Origin of the sequence: Phenylobacterium soli (assembly GCF_003254475.1) — a bacterium.
In the GTDB taxonomy this organism is placed as follows: Bacteria; Pseudomonadota; Alphaproteobacteria; order Caulobacterales; family Caulobacteraceae; genus Phenylobacterium; species Phenylobacterium soli.
The window spans coordinates 629,166-653,210 of sequence record NZ_QFYQ01000001.1 but is presented as its reverse complement, the minus strand read 5'-3'; the positions used below and the strand labels follow the sequence as shown (position 1 = coordinate 653,210).

At 70.7% G+C, this 24,045-nt stretch carries 24 protein-coding genes; 13 read left to right on the top strand and 11 right to left on the bottom strand.

From position 1 onward, the window contains the following. Positions 1 to 54 precede the first annotated feature (54 nt). From leuS to holA, 3 genes are read left to right on the top strand one after another with little or no spacing between them, the layout of a single operon-like run. Entirely contained in the window at positions 55 to 2,646 is a 2,592-nt protein-coding gene (gene leuS / locus DJ017_RS03300) for a leucine--tRNA ligase (RefSeq protein WP_111527374.1), read from the top strand. 3 nt (positions 2,647 to 2,649) lie between these two features. Then, positions 2,650 to 3,147, top strand: coding sequence for an LPS assembly lipoprotein LptE (lptE, locus tag DJ017_RS03295; RefSeq protein WP_111527373.1), 498 nt, complete (start codon positions 2,650 to 2,652; stop codon positions 3,145 to 3,147). Between the two features lie 28 nt (positions 3,148 to 3,175). Next, entirely contained in the window at positions 3,176 to 4,228 is a 1,053-nt protein-coding gene (gene holA, locus DJ017_RS03290) for a DNA polymerase III subunit delta (RefSeq protein WP_111527372.1), read from the top strand. 140 nt (positions 4,229 to 4,368) lie between these two features. Here holA and DJ017_RS03285 read toward each other — a convergent pair whose 3' ends face one another. The 6 genes from DJ017_RS03285 to DJ017_RS03260 form a co-directional block, all read right to left on the bottom strand. Then, positions 4,369 to 5,250 carry a ParB/RepB/Spo0J family partition protein gene (locus DJ017_RS03285; protein ID WP_111527371.1) on the bottom strand — a complete coding sequence of 294 codons (882 nt, stop codon included), beginning with the start codon at positions 5,248 to 5,250 and terminating at the stop codon, positions 4,369 to 4,371. Between the two features lie 9 nt (positions 5,251 to 5,259). Further along, positions 5,260 to 6,078 carry a ParA family protein gene (locus DJ017_RS03280; protein WP_111527370.1) on the bottom strand — a complete coding sequence of 273 codons (819 nt, stop codon included), beginning with the start codon at positions 6,076 to 6,078 and terminating at the stop codon, positions 5,260 to 5,262. Next, positions 6,062 to 6,718, bottom strand: a complete 657-nt coding sequence (rsmG, locus tag DJ017_RS03275) for a 16S rRNA (guanine(527)-N(7))-methyltransferase RsmG (protein ID WP_111527369.1) — start codon at positions 6,716 to 6,718, stop codon at positions 6,062 to 6,064. Before rsmG ends, DJ017_RS03280 begins: the two co-directional genes overlap by 17 nt. Beyond that, positions 6,696 to 8,540, bottom strand: coding sequence for a tRNA uridine-5-carboxymethylaminomethyl(34) synthesis enzyme MnmG (mnmG, locus tag DJ017_RS03270; protein WP_165830512.1), 1,845 nt, complete (start codon positions 8,538 to 8,540; stop codon positions 6,696 to 6,698). Before mnmG ends, rsmG begins: the two co-directional genes overlap by 23 nt. 407 nt (positions 8,541 to 8,947) lie before the next feature. Beyond that, on the bottom strand, positions 8,948 to 10,285 hold the full coding sequence (gene mnmE / locus DJ017_RS03265) for a tRNA uridine-5-carboxymethylaminomethyl(34) synthesis GTPase MnmE (protein ID WP_111527367.1): 1,338 nt from the start codon (positions 10,283 to 10,285) through the stop codon (positions 8,948 to 8,950). Between the two features lies 1 nt (position 10,286). Beyond that, a complete protein-coding gene (locus tag DJ017_RS03260) occupies positions 10,287 to 10,541 on the bottom strand; it encodes a DUF6489 family protein (RefSeq protein WP_111527366.1) in 255 nt (84 codons plus the stop codon). A 108-nt stretch (positions 10,542 to 10,649) separates the two neighbouring features. Here DJ017_RS03260 and DJ017_RS03255 point away from each other — a divergent pair, with 108 nt between their 5' ends. Continuing rightward, positions 10,650 to 11,345 carry a dienelactone hydrolase family protein gene (locus tag DJ017_RS03255; protein ID WP_111527365.1) on the top strand — a complete coding sequence of 232 codons (696 nt, stop codon included), beginning with the start codon at positions 10,650 to 10,652 and terminating at the stop codon, positions 11,343 to 11,345. Then, the gene (locus DJ017_RS03250; protein ID WP_111527364.1) at positions 11,345 to 12,316 is read left to right on the top strand and encodes a quinone oxidoreductase family protein; all 972 of its coding nucleotides are present in this window, start codon (positions 11,345 to 11,347) and stop codon (positions 12,314 to 12,316) included. The genes DJ017_RS03255 and DJ017_RS03250 overlap by 1 nt, the downstream gene beginning before the upstream one ends. Positions 12,317 to 12,485: 169 nt before the next feature. On the opposite strand, the gene rho is transcribed toward DJ017_RS03250, so the two are convergent. The 4 genes from rho to hemE form a co-directional block, all read right to left on the bottom strand. Further along, a complete protein-coding gene (gene rho / locus DJ017_RS03245; RefSeq protein ID WP_111527363.1) occupies positions 12,486 to 13,916 on the bottom strand; it encodes a transcription termination factor Rho in 1,431 nt (476 codons plus the stop codon). A 287-nt stretch (positions 13,917 to 14,203) separates the two neighbouring features. Then, positions 14,204 to 14,659 (bottom strand): CopD family protein, encoded by a 456-nt coding sequence (locus DJ017_RS03240; RefSeq protein WP_111527362.1) that lies wholly within the window; start codon positions 14,657 to 14,659, stop codon positions 14,204 to 14,206. After that, positions 14,659 to 15,735 carry a ferrochelatase gene (hemH, locus tag DJ017_RS03235; protein ID WP_111527361.1) on the bottom strand — a complete coding sequence of 359 codons (1,077 nt, stop codon included), beginning with the start codon at positions 15,733 to 15,735 and terminating at the stop codon, positions 14,659 to 14,661. Before hemH ends, DJ017_RS03240 begins: the two co-directional genes overlap by 1 nt. Next, a complete protein-coding gene (gene hemE, locus DJ017_RS03230; protein ID WP_111527360.1) occupies positions 15,732 to 16,781 on the bottom strand; it encodes a uroporphyrinogen decarboxylase in 1,050 nt (349 codons plus the stop codon). Before hemE ends, hemH begins: the two co-directional genes overlap by 4 nt. A gap of 519 nt (positions 16,782 to 17,300) precedes the next feature. Between hemE and DJ017_RS03225 the strand changes: the two genes are divergently transcribed. From DJ017_RS03225 to dnaQ, 5 genes are read left to right on the top strand one after another with little or no spacing between them, the layout of a single operon-like run. Then, positions 17,301 to 18,161: a pyruvate, water dikinase regulatory protein gene (locus DJ017_RS03225; RefSeq protein WP_226999997.1), complete on the top strand. Its 861-nt coding sequence runs from the start codon at positions 17,301 to 17,303 to the stop codon at positions 18,159 to 18,161. Then, positions 18,158 to 18,766, top strand: a complete 609-nt coding sequence (locus DJ017_RS03220) for a Maf family protein (protein WP_226999996.1) — start codon at positions 18,158 to 18,160, stop codon at positions 18,764 to 18,766. Before DJ017_RS03225 ends, DJ017_RS03220 begins: the two co-directional genes overlap by 4 nt. Beyond that, positions 18,763 to 19,623: a shikimate dehydrogenase gene (gene aroE, locus DJ017_RS03215; RefSeq protein WP_111527358.1), complete on the top strand. Its 861-nt coding sequence runs from the start codon at positions 18,763 to 18,765 to the stop codon at positions 19,621 to 19,623. The genes DJ017_RS03220 and aroE overlap by 4 nt, the downstream gene beginning before the upstream one ends. Beyond that, positions 19,620 to 20,240, top strand: a complete 621-nt coding sequence (gene coaE / locus DJ017_RS03210; RefSeq protein WP_111527357.1) for a dephospho-CoA kinase — start codon at positions 19,620 to 19,622, stop codon at positions 20,238 to 20,240. Before aroE ends, coaE begins: the two co-directional genes overlap by 4 nt. Before the next feature lie 31 nt (positions 20,241 to 20,271). After that, on the top strand, positions 20,272 to 20,976 hold the full coding sequence (gene dnaQ / locus DJ017_RS03205) for a DNA polymerase III subunit epsilon (RefSeq protein ID WP_111527356.1): 705 nt from the start codon (positions 20,272 to 20,274) through the stop codon (positions 20,974 to 20,976). A gap of 135 nt (positions 20,977 to 21,111) precedes the next feature. On the opposite strand, the gene secB is transcribed toward dnaQ, so the two are convergent. Continuing rightward, entirely contained in the window at positions 21,112 to 21,600 is a 489-nt protein-coding gene (gene secB / locus DJ017_RS03200) for a protein-export chaperone SecB (RefSeq protein ID WP_111527355.1), read from the bottom strand. Positions 21,601 to 21,759: 159 nt separating this feature from the next. Between secB and timA the strand changes: the two genes are divergently transcribed. The 3 genes from timA to DJ017_RS03185 are packed head-to-tail and all read left to right on the top strand — an operon-like array spanning position 21,760 to position 24,040. Continuing rightward, the gene (gene timA, locus DJ017_RS03195) at positions 21,760 to 22,377 is read left to right on the top strand and encodes a TIM44-related membrane protein TimA (RefSeq protein WP_111527354.1); all 618 of its coding nucleotides are present in this window, start codon (positions 21,760 to 21,762) and stop codon (positions 22,375 to 22,377) included. Beyond that, positions 22,374 to 23,525 (top strand): MltA domain-containing protein, encoded by a 1,152-nt coding sequence (locus DJ017_RS03190; RefSeq protein ID WP_111527353.1) that lies wholly within the window; start codon positions 22,374 to 22,376, stop codon positions 23,523 to 23,525. Before timA ends, DJ017_RS03190 begins: the two co-directional genes overlap by 4 nt. Further along, positions 23,522 to 24,040 carry a Smr/MutS family protein gene (locus tag DJ017_RS03185; RefSeq protein ID WP_111527352.1) on the top strand — a complete coding sequence of 173 codons (519 nt, stop codon included), beginning with the start codon at positions 23,522 to 23,524 and terminating at the stop codon, positions 24,038 to 24,040. The genes DJ017_RS03190 and DJ017_RS03185 overlap by 4 nt, the downstream gene beginning before the upstream one ends. The last annotated feature ends 5 nt before the right edge of the window (positions 24,041 to 24,045 follow it).

The following is a 24,045-nucleotide window of genomic DNA, read 5'->3' as shown; positions in this document are numbered from 1 at the left end:
TCGTGACACAGGCGGTTGACCGGACGCACTAACCCAGTCCAAAGGCCGCCTGTCATGGCCCGCTACAATCCCAAAGAAACCGAGCCCAAATGGCGTCAGGCCTGGGCCGACGTCGATGCGTTCCGCGCGGCGATCGATCCGGCGCGCCCGAAGTACTACGTGCTGGAGATGTTCCCCTATCCGTCGGGGCGCCTGCACATGGGCCATGTGCGCAACTACGCCCTCGGCGACGTCATCGCCCGCTTCAAGCGCGCGCGGGGCTTCTCGGTGCTGCACCCGATGGGCTGGGACGCCTTCGGCCTGCCGGCCGAGAACGCGGCCATGGAGCGCGGCGTCGATCCGCGCGGCTGGACCTACGACAACATCGCCCGCATGCGGGACGAGCTGAAGGAGCTGGGCCTGTCGATCGACTGGTCCCGCGAGTTCGCCACCTGCGACGTGGAGTACTACGGCCAGCAGCAGGCGCTGTTCCTGGAGCTGTACGATCGCGGCCTGGTCTACCGCCGCGAGGCGACGGTGAACTGGGATCCCGTCGACCAGACGGTGCTGGCCAACGAGCAGGTGGTCGACGGCCGCGGCTGGCGCTCCGGCGCGGTGGTCGAGAAGCGCAAGCTGAACCAGTGGTTCCTGCGCATCACTGAGTACGCCGACCAGCTGGTGGACGACCTGGAGACCCTGGACCGCTGGCCCGAGAAGGTCCGCGTCATGCAGGAGAACTGGATCGGGCGCTCGCGCGGCCTGCGCTTCAGGTTCCCGTTCGCCGCGAGCGCGCCCGCCGGCTTCGAGGCCGGGCTGGAGGTCTACACCACCCGCCCCGACACCCTGTTCGGCGCGAGCTTCGTCGGCATCGCCCCCGATCACCCGCTGGCCGAGCTGGCGGCCAGGTCCGATCCCAAGGCGGCGGCGTTCATCGACAAGTGCCGCAAGGGCGCGATCTCGGAAGCCGAGATCGAGACCCAGGAGAAGGAAGGCTACGACACCGGACTGAAGGTGAAGCACCCGTTCGATCCGAACTGGGAGCTGCCGGTCTGGATCGCCAACTTCATCCTGATGGACTACGGCACCGGCGCGATCTTCGCCTGCCCGGCGCATGACCAGCGCGACCTGGACTTCGCCCGCAAGTACGACCTGCCGGTACGCCCCGTCGTGCTGCCGCCGGGCGAGGACCCCAAGGCGTTCGACGTCGGGACGGAGGCCTATGTCGGGCCGGGCGTGATCTACAATTCGCAGTTCCTCGACGGCCTGGACGTCGAGACCGCCAAGACCAAGGCCATCGACGTCATCGAGGGCCAGGGCCTGGGCCAGGGCGCCACGGTCTATCGCCTGCGCGACTGGGGCGTGGCGCGCCAGCGCGGCTGGGGCTGCCCGATCCCGGTGGTCCACTGCGAGAAGGACGGCGTCGTGCCGCTGCCGAAATCGGCCCTCCCGGTGGCCCTGCCGCAGGACCTGGACTTCGGCAAGCCGGGCAACGCGCTCGGCCGCCACCCGGCCTGGAAGCACACCACCTGCCCCAAGTGCGGCGGCCCGGCGACCCGCGAGACCGACACCCTCGACACCTTCGTGGATTCGTCCTGGTACTTCGCCCGCTTCGCCAATCCGCATGCGGCCGAGCCGATCGACAGGGCGGCGGCGGACTACTGGATGCCCGTCGACCAGTACATCGGCGGCATCGAGCACGCGGTGCTGCACCTGCTCTACGCGCGCTTCATGACCAAGGCCCTGGCCGACGCCGGCCGGCTGAGCGTGCGCGAGCCGTTCGAGGGCCTGTTCACCCAGGGCATGGTCACCCACGAGACCTATCGCCGGCAGAACGGCGAATGGCTGGAGCCCGGCGAGGTCGAGATCGTCGTCGAGGGCAAGACCCGGCGCGCGACGCTCGGCGGCACCGACGAGGTGGTCGAGATCGGCGACGTCGAGAAGATGTCGAAGTCCAAGAAGAACACCGTCGCGCCCGGCGAGATCTTCGAGGCCTACGGCGTCGACGCCGCACGCCTGTTCGTGATGTCCGACTCGCCGCCGGACCGCGACGTGCAATGGACCACCGGCGGCATCGAGGGCGCCTGGCGCTTCGTCAACCGCGTCTGGGACGAGTTCGAAAGCCAACCGCAGGGGGCGTCTTCGGGCCTCGCCGCGGGTTCCGACGATCCGGCCGCCCAGGCGCTGCGGGTCGCGACGCACAAGACGGTCAAGGCGGTCACCGAGGCCATCGAGACCTTCCGCTTCAACTCCGGCATCGCCCGCCTCTACGAGTTCCTGAACGCCCTGAAAGCGAACCCGGCCAAGGACGCCACGCCGGCGGTGCTGGCCGCGCGGCAGGAGGCTCTGGAGGCCTTCGCCCGCCTGGTCGCGCCGTTCACGCCGCACCTGGCCGAAGAGGCCTGGGCGCGGATCGGCGGTCAGGGCATGGTGGTCGCCGCGCCGTGGCCGGCCTTCGATCCGGCGCTCACCGAGGACGCGGTGAAGGTCCTGCCGGTGCAGGTGAACGGCAAGCGGCGTGGCGAGATCACCGCGCCGGCGGGCGCCGAGCCAGCCGACGTGGAGAAGATCGTGCTTGACGATCCGGAGATCGCACGGCGCCTTGAGGGCCTGACCATTCGCAAGGTGATCGTGGTGAAGGATCGCATCGTCAACATCGTGGCGGCCTGACGCATGAAGCGCCTCGCCCTCGCCGCCGCCCTGACCCTCGCCACCGCCCTCGGGGGCTGCGGGTTCGCGCCGCTCTACGGCCAGCCGGGGGTGACCTCGAACCTCGCCGCCATCGAGGTGGAGGCGCCGCAGGGCCGCACCGGCTTCCTGATGCGCCAGCACCTCGACGACGCCTTCGCCCGCGACCGCTCGGCCCGCGCCGCCTACCACATGCAGCTCGCCCTCTCCGAAGCGCGCTATCCACGCGGCGTGCGGGTCGACAACGTGGCGACGCGCTACGAGTACGTGCTCACCGCCACCTACGCCCTGACCACGGTGCCGGCGGGTGCGCTGGCCAAGCGCGGCACGGTGCGCGTCGAGCTGACCTACGACTCGGCCGACCAGCCCTACGCCTCGGTGGCCGCCCAGCAGGACGCGCAGGACCGCGCCGCCCAGGAGGCCGCCCGCCGCATCCAGCTCGAGCTCGCCGCCTGGCTGGCCAACGGGGCCAAGCCGAGCTGAACGGGCTGAGCGCCAGGGCCCTCGGGACATGATCCTCAACAAGCGCCCGGACATCGAACGCTTCCTGAAAGGGCCGGACGGCAAGATCCGGGCGGCGGTGATCTATGGCCGCGACATGGGCGTGGTGCGCGACCGGGGCCATGCCCTCGCCCGGACGATCGCCAAGGATCCGGACGATCCCTTCGACGTCGCCCAGCTCACCGACGGTGATCTCGACGCCGACCCCGGCCGGCTGGAAGGCGAGCTCGCCGCCCAGTCGCTGATGGGCGGGCGGCGGCTGATCCGCCTGCGCCTGACGAGCGACAAGGCCGGGCCGGATAAGACCGCGGCCGAGGCGCTGACCCGGCACGCGGCCGGCGAGCTCAATCCGGACGCCTTCCTGATCGTCGAGGCCGGCAACCTCGGGCGGGACTCGGCGCTGCGCAAGGCGGCGGAGAAGTCCGACGGGGCGGCCGCCATCCCCTGCTACGAGGACGAGCCGGGCGATGTCGCGCGCCTGGTGCGCGAGTTGCTGGCCAAGGACGACGTCGGCCTTTCCTCGGACGCCCTGAACCTGCTCGTCGCGCGCCTGCCCAAGGAGCGGGGCGTCGCCCGCCAGGAGATCGAGCGGCTGGCGCTCTATCTGGGGCCGGGCTCGGGCGCGGTGGCGACGCCGGCCGACCTCGAGGATTTCTTCGGCGTCGAGCCCGAGGCCTCGCTGGCGGACGCGGCGGCCGACGCCTTCGGCGGCAAGCTCGCCGACGCCCAGGCGGGCCTGCGCCGCGCCGCCCAGGAGGGCGAGGCCGGCCCGGCCGCGGTCCGCGCGCTGGGCATGCACCTCGGCCGCCTGCGCCGCACCCTCACCCTCGCCAAAGCAGGGGCGGGCCTGCAGGAGGCGGCCAAGGCCTCGGGCGTCTTCTGGAAACAGGAACGCGAGTTCCTGCGCCAAGCGCGGGCCTGGAGCCTCGACGAACTCGACAGGCTGCAGCCCGAGATCCTGGCGGCCGACAAGGCCTGCAAGAGCGCCGGCTCCCCCGACCAGCTCATCGCCCAGCGGCTGGCCCTGACCATCGCCGGCCGGGCGCGGCGGCTGGGGTTGTAAGGAAAGATGCTCCCCCACAGGGGGAGCTGTCGCAAAGGGACTGAGGGGGTTGAGCGGCCAGGCGTCCGACGCCCGTAGGCTTCAACCCCCTTCGGCGCTTCACCCTTCCTCTCCCCGCATGCGGGGAGAGGGGTTTCGCGTCACCGCCGCGTCAGGCGGCGGCAGAGCTCGTCGAGCTGTTCGAGGGTGGCGTAGCGGATGCGCAGCTCGCCGGCGCCGCCGCGGTCGATCACCTCCACGGCCATACCGAGCGATTCCTCGAGGTCGGCTTCGAGGGCGTGGGTGTCTGCGTCCTTGGGCTTGGCGCGGGGGCCGGAGGCCTTCTTCGGCGCATCGGTCTTGGCGCGCGCCAGGGCTTCCGTCTCGCGCACCGAAAGGCCTTTTGAAACAACGACTTCCGCCAGGGCCGCCGGGTTCTCGGCGGTGAGGATGGCGCGCGCGTGGCCGGCGGTCAGGCGGCCGGCCATCAGGTGCTCCTGGACGGTCGGCGGCAGGGTCGCCAGGCGCAGGGTGTTGGCCACGTGGCTGCGGCTCTTGCCGACCACCTTGGCCGTCTCGTCCTGGCTGTACTGCATGCGGCCCATCAGCGCCGCGTAGGCCTTGGCCTCCTCCAGCGGGTTGAGGTCGGCGCGCTGGACGTTCTCGACGATGGCGATCTCGTAGGCCTGGTTGTCGCCGAGCTCGCGCACCAGGGCCGGCACCGCCTTCAGGCCCGCGCGCTGGGCCGCACGCCAGCGGCGCTCGCCGGCGACGATCTGATATTCGCCTGGCTGCTGGCGCGAGGGCCTGACGAGGATCGGCTGCAGCACGCCTTTCTCGCGGATCGAGTCCGCCAGCTCGGCCAGTTCCTCCTCGGCGAAGTGGGTGCGCGGCTGCTCGGGATTGCGGTGGATCAGCTCGATCGGGATCTCGCGCGCGCCCTCCCCGGCCGGCGCCTGGCCGGCCTGGACCTCCTGGCCTTCCTCGGCCTCGCCCAACAGGGCCGACAGCCCGCGGCCCAATCCTCTGCGGTTTTCCGCCATCGGTCTTCCCTACGCCGCCGCCCTGCGCTCGCGCTCGCGCAGAACCACCTCGCGGGCGAGCTTCAGGTAGGCCTGGCTCCCCGCGCACTTGAGATCATAGACGAGCGCCGGCTTGCCGAACGACGGCGCCTCGGAGACCCGGACGTTGCGCGGGATCACTGTCTGATAGACCGCCTCGCCGAAGTGGGCGCGCACGTCGCTGGCCACCTGCTCCGACAGGCTGTTGCGCCGGTCGTACATGGTCAGGACCACGCCCTGGATCTCGAGCTTCGGATTGAGCGAGCCGCGCACCAAGTCGACCGTGCGCATCAGCTGGGTGAGGCCCTCGAGGGCGAAGAACTCGCACTGCAGCGGCACCAGCACCGCGTCGGCCGCCGCCATGGCGTTGACGGTGAGGAGGTTCAGCGACGGCGGGCAGTCGATCAGGACGTAGCTGTATTCGCCGGCCTCGCGGATGGCGTGCAGGGCGTCGCGCAGTTTGTAGGAGCGGCGCGGCGCGTTGCCGAGCTCCAGCTCGACGCCGGAGAGGTCGGGGTCGGACGGCGTCAGGTCGAGACCGGGCACGGCCGTGTGGACGATGGCGTCGGTGAGCGGCTTCTCGCCCATCAGCACGTCGTAGAGGGTGGTCTTGCGCTGGGCGCGGCCGACGCCGAGCCCGGTGGAGGCGTTGCCCTGGGGATCGCTGTCGATCAGCAGCACCCGCTCGCCCACCGCGGCCAGGGCGGTGCCGAGGTTGATCGCCGTGGTGGTCTTGCCGACGCCGCCCTTCTGGTTGGCGACGACCAGCACGCGTAGGCCCCGGAAAGACTGGTCAGACTTTGCGGGCACGCTTGAGCCTCCTCACGCGGACGATCCGGCCTCTCGGGTCGCTCAGGGACGGAACGGTCTCCGCCTCGAACTCCCAAGATTTTGTAGCCTCTTCCAGCTCAGACGCAACATCTTGTCCCTTGAGGAACAGGGCCGTTGCGCCCTTCTGCAGGTATGGCCGGGCATACCCGAGCAGGCGCGAGAGCGGCGCGCAAGCGCGTGCGGTGACGATGTCCACAGCCAGATCGAGGTTTTCCGCCCTGTCGTTGTGGACGCTGGCCGGCAGGTCGAGGGCGGCGACCACCTCGGAGAGGAAGCGGCAGCGCTTGGCCATGCTCTCGACGAGGTGGATGTGAAAGCCCTCGCGGCCCTTGCCGAGGATCGCCAGCACGATGCCGGGCAGGCCCGCGCCGGCGCCGAGGTCGGCCCAGGTGAGCGCGTCGGGCGCCAGCGGCAGGAGCTGGGCGCTGTCCCAGGCGTGGCGGTTCCAGAAATCGGGGATGGTGGCCGGCCCGACGAGGTTCATCACCTCGTTCCCGGCGGCCAGCATATCGCGGTAGCGCTCGAGGTTGGCCACCTGGGCCGGGCTCGCGCCGCTGGCCCGCGCGAAGGACGCTGCGTCGGTGACGGGCTCCACCTCAGGCCGCGCGGCGACGGACATGGGCGAGAAGCGCGGTCAGGGCGCCAGGGGTGACGCCTTCGATGCGGGCGGCCTGGCCAAGGGTCAGCGGCTTCACCGCGGCGAGCTTCTCGCGCACCTCGTTGGAGAGGCCGCCGACGGCGCCGTAGTCGAGATCGGCCGGCAGGCGCAGGTCCTCGTCCTTGCGGAAGGCGGCGGCATCGGCCGCCTGGCGGTCGAGGTAGCCGGCGTAGGAGGCGTCGATCTCCACCTGCTCGCGCACCGCCGGACTCCAGTCCGACAGCTCGGGCCAAAGGCGGGCGAGATCGTCGAAGCCAATCGAGGGATAGGCCAGGAGCTGGGTCAGGTTGCGGCGCTGGCCGTCGGCCTTCACCGGCAGCCCGGCCTTGGCGGCCTCGGCCGGCGTCAGGATCAGGGCCTCGGCGCGGGCGCGCGCGGCGGCCAGGGCCTGCGCCTTCTCCCCGAACGCGCGGGCCCGCGCCGAGCCGACGACGCCGAGCGCAATGCCCTTGGCCGTCAGGCGCTGGTCGGCATTGTCGGCGCGCAGGCTGAGGCGGAACTCCGCCCGGCTGGTGAACATCCGGTAGGGCTCGGTGACGCCGCGGGTCACGAGGTCATCGATCAGCACGCCGATGTAGGCCTCGTCGCGGGCGAACTCGGCGGGCGTCGATCCGCCGGCCGCGCGGGCGGCGTTGAGGCCGGCGACGAGGCCCTGGGCCCCCGCCTCCTCGTAGCCGGTGGTGCCGTTGATCTGGCCGGCGAGGTAGAGACCCGGCAGGCGCTTGGTCTCCAGCGTCGGATAGAGCTCGCGCGGATCGACGTAGTCGTACTCGATGGCGTAGCCGTGCCGCTTCACCGCCACCTGCTCGAGGCCGGGGATGGTGCGCAGGAAGAGGTCCTGGGTCTCGGCCGAGACCGAGGTCGAGATCCCGTTCGGATAGACCGTGTCGTCGTCGAGGCCTTCCGGCTCGAGGAAGATCTGGTGGCTGGTCTTGTCGCGGAAGCGGACGACCTTGTCCTCGATCGACGGGCAGTAGCGCGGGCCCTTGCCCGACACCCGGCCGCCGTACACCGCCGACTCGCTGAGCCGATCGGCGATGATCCGGTGGGTCTCCTCGGTGGTGTAGGTGACCCCGCAGGCGATCTGCGGCGTGGTGATCGAAGAGGTCAGGAAGGAGAACGGCACGGGCGCCTCGTCCGCCTGCTGCATCTCCAGGCGGTCCCAGGCGATGGTCCTGCCGTCGAGGCGCGCCGGGGTGCCGGTCTTCAGCCGGCCCAGGCGGAAATCGAGGGCGTAGAGCCGGTCGGAGAGGCCGATGGCCGGGGCATCGCCCACCCGGCCGGCGGGGATGCGCTCCTCGCCCCGATGGATCACGCCCTTCAGGAAGGTGCCGGTGGTCAGGACGACGCGCGGCGCGCGATAGGCTTCGCCGCTGGCGCCGAGCACGCCGGCCACCCGGCCGTCCTCGAGGATGAGGTCCTCGACGGCCTCCGCCTTCACCGTGAGGTTCGGCGTCGCCAGCATCTCGGCCTGCATGGCTTCACGATAGAGGCGCCGGTCGATCTGCGAGCGCGGGCCGCGGACCGCCGCGCCCTTGGAGCGGTTCAGCAGGCGGAACTGGATGCCGGACTGGTCGGCCAGGCGGCCCATCACCCCGTCGAGGGCGTCGATCTCGCGGACGAGATGGCCCTTGCCCAGGCCGCCGATCGCCGGGTTGCAGCTCATCTCGCCGATCGTCTCGACCTTGTGGGTGAGCAGCAGGGTGTGCGCGCCGAAGCGCGCCGCGGCCGCCGCAGCCTCGCAGCCGGCATGTCCGCCGCCGATGACGATCACGTCCCACATGGAGGCCGGCATATAGTCGATCGGCGGGCCTGTTTCACGTGAAACGTCGCCGCCGCGCCGCTATGTCGGGGATGCGACATTCGCGCCCACCTCTTGAAGGCGCCGCTTGGCGCACCACCTGAAGGGCAACTGGTCGTCCCTCCCCGTCGGAACGAGCCCCCCAAACTCCCGCGGTCCCGGAGCCGGCCAGCAGCTAGCAGACCTAGGTCGACCCGCGCGGCGCACTCTCCAGGCCGCGCGGGTTTTCTGTTTGGGCGTGTTTCACGTGAAACAGCGGCCGGCCTAAATCCTCCCCCCAAGGGGGAGGTGGCCCAGAGGGCCGGAGGGGGTTGCAGCCCACAGGCCCCCAACGCCCTGCCCCTCAACCCCCTCAGTCGCTTCGCGACAGCTCCCCCTGTGGGGAGCATCTATTTCCCGATACAGAACGTCGAGAAGATGCGGCCGAGCACGGCCTCCGGATCGATGCGGCCGGTGATCCGGTCGAGGGCGCGGGCCGCGAGACGGACGTCCTCGGCGGCGAGTTCCAGGCGGTCGTGTTCGGCCAGGGCATGGCGCAGGCGGGCCGCGGCCTCGGCGAGCAGTTCCTGGTGACGCAGCCGTGTGGCGGCCGGCGGCTCGGCCCCCGCCAGGGCCTCCACGACCCGCTCGGCGAGCAGGGACTTCAGCCAGGCGACGTCGTTCGGGCTTTTGGCGGTCACGGCGGCGACGGCGAGGCCGCGCGCCTGGGCCGCGTCGGCGGCCTTCCAGCCGGCCTCGTTCTCCGGCAGGTCGCGCTTGGTGATGACCAGCACGTCCCCCGGCTGCAGCTCGCGGGGGATCTCGACCGGCTCGGCCGAGGCGCCGTCGACCAGCCAGAGACGAAGGTTGGCGTCTTCGGCCCAGGCGCGGGCGCGCCGCACGCCCTCGGCCTCGATCTCGTCGGCGGTGTCGCGAAGGCCGGCGGTGTCGGCCAGCAGCAGCTTGTAGCCCTCGAGCACCAACGGAACCTCGATGATGTCCCGCGTCGTGCCCGGCGTCGCCGTGACGATGGCCGCCTCGCGGCCGGCGAGGGCGTTGAGCAGTGTGCTCTTGCCGGCGTTGGGCGCGCCCAGAAGCGCGATCCGATAGCCCTCGCGGATGGATGTTCCACGTGAAACATCGGCCGCAGCCGCCTCGAGCTCGCCGGCCAGGGCCTCCAGCACCGGCCTGGCCCGCCCCGCCACGTCGGTCGGCACCTCCTCGTCGGGAAAGTCCACCGCCGCCTCGAACATGGCCAGGGCCTCCTCCAGGGCGCCCCGCCAGCGCGCCTGGACCTCGGAGAGCCGTCCGCCGAGCTGCTCAAGCGCCTGGCGGCGCTGGGCCTCGGTCTCCGCCTCGACGAGGTCGGCCACGCCCTCCGCCTGGGCGAGGTCGAGCTTGCCGTGCTCGAATGCGCGGCGGGTGAACTCCCCCGGCTCAGCCAGGCGAAGGCCCAGGCCCGCCAGGGCGCCGACGAGGGCCTCGACCACGGCCGGGCCGCCATGCAGGTGGAACTCGGCGGCGTCCTCGCCCGTGTAGCTGCGCGGCCCCTTGAAGAAGAGCACCATCGCCTGGTCGATCTCGCGTCCGTCGGGGCCGAACAGGCGGCGCACGGCCGCGGTCCGGGCCTTCGGCACGTCACCGGCCACGGCCGCCACGGCCATGGCGCTCTTCGGCCCGGACACCCGGACGATCGCCACGGCGGCGCGGCCGGCGGCGGTGGCCGGGGCGAAGATCGTGTCGCTCATCCTAGGCGCCGGGGGTCTTGGCGCCCGCGGCGGCGGAAAGGCCGACCTCCATCAGCTTTCGGAACTGCTCCTGCGCCCCGGCGCCGAAGCTCATCCAGCTCTTCATCAGTTCGTCGGGCGACAGCGCGGTCATGTTGGCGCTCATCCGCGCCTGCATCTCCTTTACGAGCGCCTCGTTGAGGGCGCTGACGTCCGGCAGCCCCAGGAACCGGCGCGCCTCCTCCGGCGTGCAGTCCACCTCGACGGTCATCTTCATGTGGCTCTCCCGAGGGCCGCGATCTCGGCCCGCTTTCAGCTTTTCGATATGGCCCGGGCCGCGCTCTCCGCGCTAGTAGCGATGAGCATTCCAGTGAGGAGACGGCCCATGGGCGAGCGCACCACCATCACCACCAAGGACGGGTCCTTCTCGGCCTATGTGGCGAGGCCCCAGGCGGCCTCTGCCCCGGCCGTGGTGGTCATCCAGGAGATCTTCGGGGTCAACCAGGTGATGCGCGACATCACCGACGGCCTGGCGGCCCAGGGCTATCTGGCGATCTGCCCCGACCTCTTCTGGCGGATCGAGCCGGGCATCGACATCACCGACCAGTCCGAGGCGGAGTGGAAGCGCGCCTTCGAGCTGTTCAACGCCTTCGACGTCGACGCCGGGGTGAAGGACATCGCCGCGACCATCGCCGAGATCCGCAAGGACCCCGGCTGCAGCGGCAAGGTCGGGGCGGTGGGCTTCTGCCTGGGCGGGCTGCTCGCGTTCCTGACGGCGACCCGCACCGATGCGGACGCCGCGGTCTCCTACTATGGCGTCGGCATCGAGGGCCGCGTCGCCGAGGCGGAGAAGCTGGCCCGCCCGCTCCTGCTGCACATTGCCGAAGAGGACCAGTTCGTGCCCAAGGAGGCGCAGAAGGTCATCCTTCAGGCGCTCAAGGACCACCCGAACATCGAGATCCACACCTATCCGGGCCGCGACCACGCCTTCGCCCGGGTCGGCGGCGAGCACTACAACGAGGCCGACGCCAGGCTGGCCGGCGGCCGCACCCTGCAGTTCTTCAAGAAGACCCTCGGCTGATGCGCGCCATCCGTTTCGAGGCGCCAGGCGGGCCGGAGGTGCTCCAGCTCGTCGAGGTCGACACGCCCGCCCCCGGTCCGGGCCAGGTCCTGGTCCGGCACGAGGCCATCGGCATCAACTTCATCGACACCTACCAGCGCTCCGGCCTCTATCCGGTGAAGCTGCCGTCGGGCCTCGGCTCGGAGGCGGCGGGCGTGGTGGAGGCGGTGGGCGACGGGGTTACGCGCTTCAAGGTGGGCGATGCGATCGCCTACGCCGGCGGCGCCCTCGGCGCCTACGCCGAGCACGGCGTCGTGGCGACCGATCGCGCCGTGAAGCCGCCGGCGGGGATCGACGCCCGCATCGCCGCGGCCGCCCTGCTCAAGGGCATGACCGTCGAGGCCTTCATCCGCCGGCTGCATCGTGTGGAGCCGGGCGAAGTGGTGCTAGTCCATGCGGCGGCCGGCGGCGTCGGCCAGATCATGACACAGTGGCTGAAGGCGCTCGGGGCAGTCGTCATCGCCACGGTCGGCTCGGAGGAGAAGGCGCAGGTGGTCCACGACCTCGGCGCCGACCACGTGATCCTCTACCGCGAGCAGGACGTGGCCGCCGAGGTGAAGCGCATCACCGGCGGCGCGGGCGTGCCGGTGGCCTATGACTCGGTGGGCAAGGACACCTTCGAGGGCACCCTGGCGAGCCTGTCCCGGCGGGGCCTGTTCGTCAGCTTCGGCAACGCGTCCGGACCGGCCCCGCCGGTGGACCCGATCCGGCTGATGCGCGGCGGCTCGCTGATGTTCACCCGCCCCACCCTCTTCGACTACATCGCCACCACGGCCGAGCTCGACGCCAGCGCCGCGGCGCTGTTCGAGGTCATCGGCTCTGGCCAGGTGAAGATCGACATCGGCCAGACCTTCCCGCTGGCCGAGGCCCGGCGCGCCCACGAAGCGCTCGAGTCGCGGAGCACGGTCGGCGCCAGCCTGCTGATCCCCTGACCGGCGTTTCACGTGAAACAGGGGCCGGTTTCGACCGGCCTCTGTGGCGCAGCGAGCCGCAAGGGACACGCCTTTCGCCGCTAATTTCGCGACAGAGCCAATTTTCCAAAACGAAGGGGCTCCGGTTTCCCGAAGCCCCTGAAAACGTTCAGCTTTTCTAGTCGGTGATCTAGGTGTTCATCGACTGGAAGAAGTCGTCGTTGTTCTTCGACTGGCGCAGCTTGTCGAGCAGGAACTCGATCGCGTCTTGGGCGCCCATCGGGTTGAGGATGCGCCGCAGGATGTAGGTCTTCTGCAGGTGCTCCTTCGGGGTGATGAGCTCTTCCTTCCGGGTGCCGGACTTGAGCACGTCGATGGCCGGGAAGATCCGCTTGTCGGCGACCTTGCGGTCCAGCACGAGCTCGGAGTTACCGGTGCCCTTGAACTCTTCGAAGATGACTTCGTCCATCCGGCTGCCGGTGTCGATCAGGGCCGTGGCGATGATCGTCAGCGAGCCGCCCTCCTCGATGTTCCGCGCCGCGCCGAAGAAGCGCTTCGGCCGCTGCAGGGCGTTGGCGTCGACACCGCCGGTCAGCACCTTGCCCGAGGACGGGACGACGGTGTTGTAGGCGCGGCCGAGGCGCGTCACCGAGTCCAGCAGGATGACCACGTCGCGCTTGTGCTCGACCAGGCGCTTGGCCTTCTCGATGACCATCTCGGCCACCTGGACGTGGCGCGTCGCCGGCTCGTCGAACGTCGAGGAGATCACCTCGCCCTTCACCGTGCGCTGCATGTCGGTGACTTCTTCCGGCCGCTCGTCGATCAGCAGGACGATGAGATAGCACTCGGGGTGGTTCTGCTCGATCGACTTGGCGATGTTCTGCAGCATCACCGTCTTGCCAACCCGCGGCGGGGCGACGATCAGGCAGCGCTGGCCCTTGCCGAGCGGCGCGACGATGTCGATCACCCGGCCCGAGCGATCCTTCAGGGTCGGATCGTCGATCTCCATCTTCAGGCGCTCGTCCGGATAGAGCGGCGTCAGGTTGTCGAACAGCACCTTGTGCCGGACGTTCTCCGGCGCTTCGAAGTTGATCTGGTGGACGGTGACCAGGGCGAAGTAGCGCTCGCCTTCGCGCGGGGCGCGGACCGCGCCATCGACGCTGTCGCCGGTGCGCAGGCCAAACTTCCGGATCTGCGAGGGCGAGACATAGATGTCGTCGGGGCCCGGCAGGTAGTTGGCTTCCGGCGAGCGCAGGAAGCCGAAGCCGTCCTGCACCACTTCCAGGGTGCCCGAGCCCGAGATCTCCACCCCTTCCTCAGCGAGGGTCTTGAGGATCGCGAACATCATGTCCTGCTTGCGCATGGAGTTCGCGTTCTCGATCTCCAGCTGCTCGGCGAAGGACAGCAGGTCGGCCGGCGACTTGTCCTTCAGCTCCTGCAGGCTCATGCGCTTCAGGCCCATGGCGGCGATCGCCTTGGCCGCTTCGGTCGGCTCTTCCGGGCCGCCGTCGCCGTCGTCGCCCTGGCCTTCGGCCATCTGCGGCTCGAGGGTGTCGAGCTCGGGGGCGTCGACCTCCGGAGTGTCGGGCGCGTCGCTCGGGATGTTGTTGTCGTCTTGCATTTGAATTTACTCAGATATTTCGCGCCGCCGCCACAGAACGGTCTCCGGGCGCCGGCTTGTTGAAGCTGTAGGCGCGCGCTGCGCGCCGTTGTCTCGTCTCGTCGTCCCTGGGACGTCTCTTGGGGAACCGGCTGGGTCCGCGGCTGTCTCTCAGCGGCGGGAGCCGGGAAAAGGCGGGGCGCGCGGCGGATCACGCCACGCGTAAGGTCATCGGAACCACAGTTGGCCCGGCGAGGTCAAGCGCCGCGACAGTCGCAGGCTTCGCCCGCACCCCGCCGGCGAAGCCGCTAGCTTCCGAACTCCGTCGTCACGGCGATGACCATGACGATGGCGGCGATGAACGGCAGCTCGTTGGTCATGCGCCAGAACTTGGCGGTCCGCGGCCGCTCGCCGCGTTCGATCTTCTTGCGCGCTCCGGCGAGATAGCCGTGCCAGGCGGAGAGGAAGACGATGCCGGCGAGCTTGGTCAGCATCCAGGGCTTGAGGAGGAAACCCCAGCCGAGCCGCTGCGTCCCGTCCACATATATGAGCGCCAGGCCGAAGATGAAGGTCAGGATCATCGCCGGATTGATGATGATCCGCAGGAGCTTGCGCTCCCACACCTTGAAGTGGGCGTCGAACTCCGAGCCGGGGGGCGCGGTCTCGGTGTGATAGGCGAACAGTCGCGGCAGGTAGAGCATGCCGGCCATCCAGGCGATCACCGAGATGATGTGCAGGCCGCGCAGCAGATCGTACCAGTTCATCAGCCCCCTCCCGAGACGTCGTGGCCCTGCTCGAGCCCTTCCTCATAGCTCGACTCGGGCCGGCAGGCGCAGCGCGCAAGTCCCGCGCCGCATTGCCATGGACCGTAAGGCCGGGCGCCGTCCAGTCGGCCGAGGCTGAGGATCACCGCCTCCGCGAGGCCGTCGACGAAGGCCTGGCGCACGCCGGGCGTCGGGCTGCGCAGGTAGGGCGAGCAGCCGACCTCGGCCGCGAGCCTGGCGTATTCGTGGTCGAGCTCGACCAGGGTCTCCACATGCTCGGAGACGAAGGCCACCGGGGCGACGATGACGCCCTTGCCCTCGGCGCCGGCCCGCCGGATCTCCGCGTCTGTGGAGGGCTCCAGCCACTTGAGCGGTCCCACCCGGCTCTGGAAGCAGACCTCCCAGTCGGGCAGCTCCGGCAGCTGGGCGGCGATGGCGGCGGCCGTCGCCTGGATCTGCGCGCGATAGGGATCGCCGGCGTCGACGACCTTCTGCGGCAGCCCGTGAGCAGAGAACAAGAGCCTGATATTACTAGGCTTTCCGGCTGTTATCCACTTGTCGCGGATCGCCTCGGCGTGGGCCTCGATGAGGCCCCCGGCTGTCGGGTAGCAGCAGATCTCGCGGCTGCGGCCGGGGCCCTTGTAGGCCCGCTTCCAGTCCTTCAGCGAGGAGGCGGAGGTGGTCGTCGAATACTGCGGATAGAGCGGCAGGAGCACGATCTGGTCGGGAGCGAAGGCGGCCACCGCCTTGGCCGTCTCGGCGGCGAACGGCTTCCAGTAGCGCATGGCGATGAAGACCTTCGCCTCGTCGCCGGGCGCGAGCCTCTTCAGCGCCGCCTCGAGCTCGCGCGCCTGGGCCTGGGTTTCCGGCAGCAGGGGCGAGGCGCCACCCATGATGGCGTAGTTGGCCTGGGCGGTCTTCTCGCGGGTGGTGGAGATGAAGCGCGCCAGCGGATAGCGGACGAGGGCCGGCGCGCCGATGATCGCCGGATCCTTGAACAGGTTGTAGAGGAACGGCTTCACCGCGGCCGGCCCGTCCGGCCCGCCGAGGTTGAAGAGGACGACCGCGAGCTTCACGCCGCGGCCTTTACGCTCTTGCCGGTCACCTGAGAGACCACCCGGGCGATGTGCGGGATCGGCGTCGCCGGCATGATCCCATGGCCGAGGTTGAAGATGTACGGCCCGCCGCCCCATTGTTCGACGAGCTGCTCCACACGAGCGTCGAGGGCCGGGCCTCCGGCCAGCAGCAGCAGGTTGTCGAGGGCGCCCTGGATGGTCTTGCCCTGGGCCTGCAGCCGGCGGCCCATGGCGGCGCTCGCCTGGGTGTCCAGCGCCACGCACTCGACGGGAGAGCCCTGCGCATAGTTCTCGACCAGGGCGCCGGCGCCGCGCGGGAAACCAATGAACGGGGTCGTCACGCCGGCGGCGCGGACCCGCTCGACGATCGCCGCGTGCGGCTTGACGACGATGCGCTCGAAGACGTCCTCGGCCAGGTTCTCGGCCCAGCTCTCGAAGAGCTTCAGCGCCTGGGCGCCCGACTTCGCCTGCATGATCAGATAGCGCGCGGTGGCATCGACCAGCACCTCGAGAAGGGCGTCGAGCTTCTCCGGCTGCTCGTAGGCGAAGCGGCGGGCCGCCTCGCGGTTCGATCCCCGGCCCTCGATCATGTAGGTGGCCACCGTCCAGGGCGCGCCGGCGAAGCCGATCAGGGCCCGTTCGGGCTCCAGCTCGGCGCGGACCCGCGACAGGGTCTCGCCGATGTTGGCGAGCCGGCCGGTGGAGGCCTCCACCTGGTCGGCCAGGGCGGCGATGTCCGGCAGGGCGCCGAGCCGCGGCCCTTCGCCGGCCTCGAACCAGACGTCCTGGCCGAGCGCCTGCGGGATCAGCAGGATGTCGGCGAAGACGATGGCCGCATCGAGCGGGAAACGCCGCACGGGCTGGAGGGTCGCCTCGGCGGCCATCTCGGGGTTCATGCAGAAGCTGATGAAGTCCGCCGCCTTGGCGCGCAGTTCGAGATACTCCGGAAGGGACCGGCCGGCCTGGCGCATGAACCAGATGGGTGGCCGCTCCAGGGTTTCGCCGGTGAGGGCGCGCAGGAGCCGGGGCGTGATCGGATCGCTCATGTCAGGCGTTAAAGCCCGAGGGGACGCCGCGCTCAAGCCCGCCGGTCGGCGAGCCATACCCATCCGGCCTTCTTCCTTCCTGAAAGATTTAAAAATGGATTGAAGGAGGGAAGGTAGGGCCTGTCGAGGAGGTGGAAAACTCCGCCCCGCCCGCGACATCCCGGGCCTTATCCCCAGATCGTCCCAAGGCGCGCGGCCGCGTTCTCCCACCCCTGTGGAAAGCGGGGAGATGCGGCTTAGCCCCCTGCGGGCCTTAAGATTTCATTAACTGTTGGCGGGAGGAGGCGGCGTTGAGCCAGATCAATCCCGGCCATGTCGACAACCCGGCGGGCGCCGCAGCCGGCCGGCGCGGGCCTGGGGGTTAATGATCGGTAAACGGCCCGTCTTATGCCCGTCATGAATCCGGGCCGTGCGGGACCCCTTACCTTGCGCGATCTATCCCCAATCGCGCCGGGCTTCGCTAAGAGAGGTTCCACAGGACTTGTCCCCAGATATTTCGATCAGGACCCCGTCGCCGCCTTGCCGAACGCCGCCGCCCCCCCGCCGAGGCTCGCCACCTATTTCCACGTCCACCTGGTGTCGGACTCCACCGGCGAGACGTTGAACGCCATGGCGCGCGCCGTGTGCGCTCGCTTCGACAACGTCCTGCCCATCGAGCACATCTACGCCCTGGTCCGCTCGCAGCGGCAGCTCGACCGCGCCCTGGGCGACATCGAGGAGGCGCCCGGTGTCGTCATCCATACGATCGTCGACGAGAAGCTGCGCCACGCCCTCGAGGAAGGCTGCCGGCGGATGGACATGCCCTGCATCCCGGCCCTCGACCCGCTGGTCTCGGCCCTGTCGCGCTATCTCGGCGCCTCGACCACTACCCGGGTGGGCGCGCACCTGCGGCTCGACACCGACTACTTCAACCGCATGGACGCCCTGAACTACGCCATCGGCCACGACGACGGCCAGGGCGGCCAGGACCTCGACCGCGCCGACGTGGTGCTGCTCGGCGTCTCGCGGACCTCCAAGACGCCCACCTGCATCTACCTGGCCCACCGCGGCGTGCGCGCGGCGAACGTGCCGCTGGTGCCAGGCCGTCCCCTGCCCGATCGGCTGTTCCACCTGAACAACGCCCTGGTGGTCGGCCTGACCATCTCGCCGGACCGGCTGATCCAGATCCGCCGCAACCGCCTGCTCAGCCTGAAGGAGGAGCGGGAGTCGGCCTATATCGACGTGGATGCGGTGCGCGACGAGATCGTCCAGGCGCGCCGGCTCTACGAGCGCCACAGCTGGCCGGTGATCGATGTCACCCGCCGGTCGGTGGAGGAGACCGCCGCGGCGATCCTCAACCTGCTGCATGGCGGGCACGGCCAGGTGGAGGTGCTGGGTTGAGCGCTCCCGTGATCGCCCCCGTCATCCTGGCCTCGAAGAGCGCCGCCCGCCGCGCCCTGCTGGAGGGCGCCGGGGTGCCCATCGACATCGCCGTCGCCGGTGTCGACGAGGACGCGGTCAAGGCGGGCCTGCTGGCCGAGGGCGCGACCCCGCGCGACGTCGCCGACGCGCTGGCCGAGATCAAGGCGCTGAAGGTCTCCAACCTGAAGCCGGGCTTCGTCGTCGGCGCCGACCAGACCCTGGAGTTCAGGGGCCGGCTCTACGACAAGGCGCCGACCATCGAGGAGGCGCGCGCCCGTCTGAAGCTGCTGCGCGGTGAGCCGCACAAGCTGCACTCGGCGGTGGTCGTGGCCCGCGACGGCCAGGCCCTGTGGCGCGAGGTGGCGACCGCGACGCTCACCATGCGCGAGTTCTCCGACGCCTTCCTGGAGGACTATCTCGCCACCGAGGGTCCCGAGGCGCTGGCCTCGGTCGGCTGCTACCGGCTGGAAGGCCCCGGCGCCCAGCTCTTCGCCAAGGTGCAGGGCGACTATTTCACCATCCTCGGCCTGCCGCTGCTCGGCCTGCTCGACTTCCTGCGCAACAACGGGGTGCTGGCCGCATGAGACTGCCGATCACGGGCGCGACGGTGGTGGCAGGCGTCGCAGGCAACCCCGTGCGCCACTCCCTGAGCCCGGTGCTGCACAACGCCTGGCTGGAGGCCGCCGGCCTCGACGGCGTCTATGTCGCCTTCTGCCCGCCAGCCGACAACTTCGAGCGGTTCGCGAACGGCCTGCGCGGCGGCGCGATCCGCGGCCTGAACGTCACCCTGCCCTTCAAGGAGGCCGCCCTGGCGGTCAGCGACCGCGCCACCCCGAGGGCCGAGACCGCCGAGGCCGCCAACCTGCTGCTGTTCGAGGCCGACGGGACGATCACCGCCGACAACACCGACGGCCTGGGCCTGCTCGGCGCCTTCGCCCACCAGGCCCCCGGCTTCGACGCGAGGTCGGGACCGGTGGTGATCCTGGGCGCCGGCGGCGCCGCGCGCGGGGCGGCCGCGGCGTTCAAGGAAGCCGGCGCGCCGCAGGTGCGGATCGTCAACCGGACCCTCGCCAAGGCCGAATTCGTGGCCGGCGCCCTGGGCGTCGTCGGCCGGGCCTATGCGCTGGACGCCAGCGATGAGGCGCTGAGCGGCGCCGCGGCGGTGGTCAACGCGACCTCCGCCGGCCTGACCAACGGCGGCCGGCTGGACGTCTCGCTCAAGGCGACACCGGAGGCGGCGGTGATCATGGACATGGTCTACCAGCCGCTGATCACTCCCTTCCTCGCCGAGGCCCAGGCGCTCGGCCGGCGCACGGTGGACGGGCTGGAGATGCTGATCCGCCAGGCCGCGCCCTCGTTCGAGGCCTTCTTCGGCCGCCCGCCGCCCGAAAGCGCCGACGTCCGCAGCCTCGCCCTTCGCGCCCTGGAGCAGAAGACATGATCCTGATCGGCCTCACCGGCTCCATCGGCATGGGCAAGTCGACCACCGCGGCCATGTTCCGCGAGGCGGGCGTGCCGGTCTATGACGCCGACGCCGCGGTGCATGCGCTCTACGCCAAGGGCGGGGCGGCCGTCGGGCCCGTGGGCGAAGCCTTTCCGGGAGTGGTGAAGGACGGCGCCGTCGACCGCGAGGCCCTGCGCCAGAAGGTGCTGGGCCATCCGGAGGCCCTGAAGCGGCTGAACGCCGTGGTCCATCCCCTCGTCGGCCAGGACCGCATCGGCTTCTTCAAGGCCGCGGAGGATGCGGGCGCCGACCTCGTGGTGCTCGACATCCCCCTGCTGTTCGAGACCGGCGGCGACCGGAACGTGGACGCGGTGGTGGTGGTGAGCTGCCCGGCCGACGTCCAGCGCGAGCGGGTGCTGGCGCGGGAGGGCATGAGCCCCGAGCGCCTCGCGGCGATCCTTGCCCAGCAGACGCCGGACGCGGAGAAGCGGGCCCGCGCCGACTTCGTGGTCGACACCGGCAACGGCCTGGAGAGCGCCCGCGGCCAGGTGGCCGAGATCATCGCCGCCATGCGCGACCCGGCGCGACGTCCCGCCGCCCGCCGCGGCGGTTGAGCAAGCCGGCGAACCGCGCCACAAGAAGGTCATGGCGCGGGAGATCGTCCTCGACACCGAAACCACCGGCTTCGAGCCGCACCTGGGTCACCGGCTGGTGGAGCTCGCCTGCCTGGAGATCGAGGATTTCATCCCGACCGGCCGCAGCTTCCACGTCTACATCGACCCGTGCCGGGACATGCCGGTCGAGGCGGAGCGCGTGCACGGTCTGTCGGCCGCCTTCCTGAAGGGCAAGCCGAAGTTCGATCACCCCGAGGTGGTCGACGCCTTCCTCGATTTCGTCGGCGACGCCCCGATCGTGGCCCACAACGCCGGCTTCGACCGCGCCTTCGTCAATTGGGAGCTGAAGGCGATCAACCGCGTGGAGATCCACGAGGAGCGCTGGGTGGACACCCTGGCCCTGGCGAAGCGCCGCTTCCCGGGCATGCACAATTCGCTCGATGCGCTCTGCAAGCGCTTCAAGATCTCGCTCTCGGAGCGCGAGAAGCACGGGGCCTTGATCGACGCCAAGCTGCTGGCGGCGGTCTATCTGGAGCTGAAGGGCGGCCGTGAGCGCCGCCTGGAGCTGACCTCGGCGGCGGCGGTGAGCGCGGTGGCGGCGGCGACCCGCAACGAATATGGCGTGCGGCCGCGGCCGCTGGCGCCCCGTTCGACCGAAGCCGAGCGGGAAATCCACGCCGCCTTCATCCGCGACGTGCTCAAGAGCGACGAGCTCTGGAGCAAGTACGGGCTGTAAGGCCAGATGCTCCCCCCCGAGGGGGAGCTGTCGCGGAGCGACTAAGGGGCTAAACGGCAGGGCGGCAGACGGCCGAGGGCTGCGCCCCCCCCTTCGGCCCTCTGGGCCACCTCCCCATGAGGGGAGGATCTCAGGTCAGGCGTTGCCGACGACGGGGCCGGCGGCCTCGGCCTTACGCTGGGCGTAGACCTGGGCGAAGTCGATCGGATCGAGCAGGAAGGGCGGGAAGCCGCCTTCCGACGACAGGTCGGCGATGATCCGGCGGGCGAACGGGAACAGGTAGCGCGGGCACTCGACGAGCAGCACCGGCTCGAGGTCTTCCTGCGAGACGCCGGCGATCTGGAACAGGCCGCCGTAGAGGATCTCGACCACGAACAGGGTCCCGTCGTCGCGGCCGGCCTGCGCCGAAAGCTTCAGGTCGACCTCGAACAGGCCGTCCTCGCGGCCGCGGGCGTTCATCTCGACGCCAAGGTCGATCTGCGGCTGGGCGGCGCCGGCGCGCAGGCTCTCGGGCGCATGCGGGTTCTCGAACGAGAGATCGCGGATGAACTGGGCGAGGATGCGGATGCCCGGGGCTTCCGGAGCGCCCTGGCCCTGCGCGGCGCCGGCGTCGATATCGGTCATAGTTCGGCTTCAAATCCGTGGTCTGACGCGAACGGAACGCGCCTTGTTGCGCCGAGCGGCTATCACGCGGTCTTGACCGATGCAACGTCGCCCCTGACGGGGACGTTCCCAGGGCCTATATAGGTTCAAATCACTGTTCGAATTTCAGGAAGGCGTCTGTTGCCAGTCCTCGAGCTGATCATCTTTGCGGGCCTGGCCGTGCTGATCCTCTATCAGCTCTATTCGGTGCTGGGCCGACGGGTGGGCCGACAGCCGGAAGACACGCCGGCGACCGAGGCGGCGCGGAGCGGCGTGCGCCCGGCCGAACGGCCCATGGAGCAGGTCGAGGAGGGCGTCACCCTGACCGGCCTCGCAGCGGTGAAGGCGCGCGATCCCGGCTTCGACGTGGGCCACTTCCTGGCGGGTGCGAAGTCGGCCTACGAGATGATCGTCAAGGCCTTCTCCGAAGGCGACCGGGCGACCCTGAAGAACCTGCTCTCGGCGCCGGTGATGGCGAGCTTCGATGCGGCCATCGCCGCCCGCGAAGCCGAGGGCCGCACCGAGACCGTCGAATTCCTGCACACGCCGCGCGCCGACCTGGAAAAGGCCGAGCTGGCTGCCGGCGACCTGGCGCAGATGACGGTGCGCTTCCTGGCCGAGTTCCGCGCCCGCTCCAAGGGCCCGGAAGGCGAGGCGGTGGACGACCGCCGGACGGCCGAGCTCTGGACCTTCGAGCGCAGCCTCAAGAGCCGCGACCCCAACTGGACCCTGATCCACGTCGACGCCGCGGAGGCGTGACCCGGGTGACCCTGCGCGCGCTGGGCTCCGCGGCCTTCGCCGCGCTCCTGCTGGCGGCCTGCGCCACCGCGCCGCCGGCCCGTCCGGGCGGCGGACCGCCCTCGCCCTTTCCGCCTGAACCGCGGCCGCCCGAGCCCGTGGAGAAGACGCTGCCGGTCTCGGCCCTGCCGGGCTGGGCGGCGGAGGACCACGTCGCGGCCTATGACGCCTTCCGGGCGACCTGCGGGGCGGCGAAAGACGCCCAGATGGCGGCGGTCTGCCGGGGCGCGCGGGCGATCGGGCCGCTCGACCGCGACCACGCGCGACGGTTTTTCGAAGCGAACTTCGAGGCCGAGCGCCTGACGGGCGAGGGGGTGCTCACCGGCTACTTCGCCCCGGAGTATGCGGCGCGGAAGGCGCCCGACGCCGAGTTCTCCGCCCCGCTGCGCCGCAAGCCGGGCGACCTGAAGACGGTCGACGCCGGCCTCTTCGATCCGGCCCAGGCCGGCCATGCCGGCGCGGCCATCGACCCGCCCGGCGGCGCCCTGCAGCCCTATCCCGACCGCACCGCCATCGAGGCGCAGCCGGCGGCCGACGCGCTCGCCTGGATGCGGCCGGAGGACCTGTTCTTCCTGCAGGTGCAGGGCTCGGGCGTGCTGACGTTCGAGGACGGGCGGCGGATGAAGGCGCTCTACGCCGCCAACAATGGGCGGCCGTTCGTGGCGATCGCCAACCCGATGCGCCAGATGGGCCTGCTGCCGGCCGACAACACCTCCGGCGAGGCGATCCGGTCCTGGCTCGCCGCCCACCGCGGGCCCGAGGCCGACGCCATCATGCGGCTCAACCCGCGCTACGCCTTCTTCAGCCTGGCGGCCGACGACGGCAAACCGCCCGTCGGCGCGGCCAACGTCCCGCTGCCGGCCGGCCGCTCGCTGGCCATCGATCCCACCCGCCACCTGATGGGCGAGCTCTTCTGGGTCGACGCCGAGGCGCCGCTGCTCGCCGGCGCCTTCCCGGCCTACCGCCGGATGGCCACCGCCCTCGACACCGGCGGCGCGATCAAGGGCGACATCCGCGCCGACCTCTACGTCGGCCAGGGCGCGGCGGCGGGGGCCGAGGCCGGCCGCATCCGCCACACCCTTCGGCTCTACAAGCTCGCCCCGAAATGAAGCGGCCGTTGAAGCCGGAGGAGGCGCGGATCTGGGGCTTGGTGGCGGCCACCGTCCATCCCCTGCCCGGCCGCGAGACCCCGACCACCGAGGCCGCCCCGCCGCCCGCCAAGGATCCTGGCGCGGCGGGCCTGCGCATCCCGCCGCCGAAGGCGCAGGGTGCGAAGGCGTCGGCTCGCGAAGGCGTCGACGTCATCGAGCCGCGCCGCAAGCACCGGATCAGCAAGGAGCGCGAGGAGATCGGCGCGCGCCTCGACCTGCACGGCTACGACCAGGACCGCGCCCGCGCCGTGCTCGAGGCCTTCCTGCACCGCGCCTGGGACGACGGCTATCGCGCCGTCCTGGTGATCACCGGCAAGGGCTTCCAGGGCGACGGGATCCTGCGCCGCCGCACACCCGAATGGCTGGCCGCGCCCTATCTGGCGCACATCGTGGCCGGCGTGTCCGAAGCCCACCGTCGGCACGGCGGCGAAGGGGCGCTCTATGTGGCGCTGAAGCGCAAGCCGCGGGGCTAGGCTCC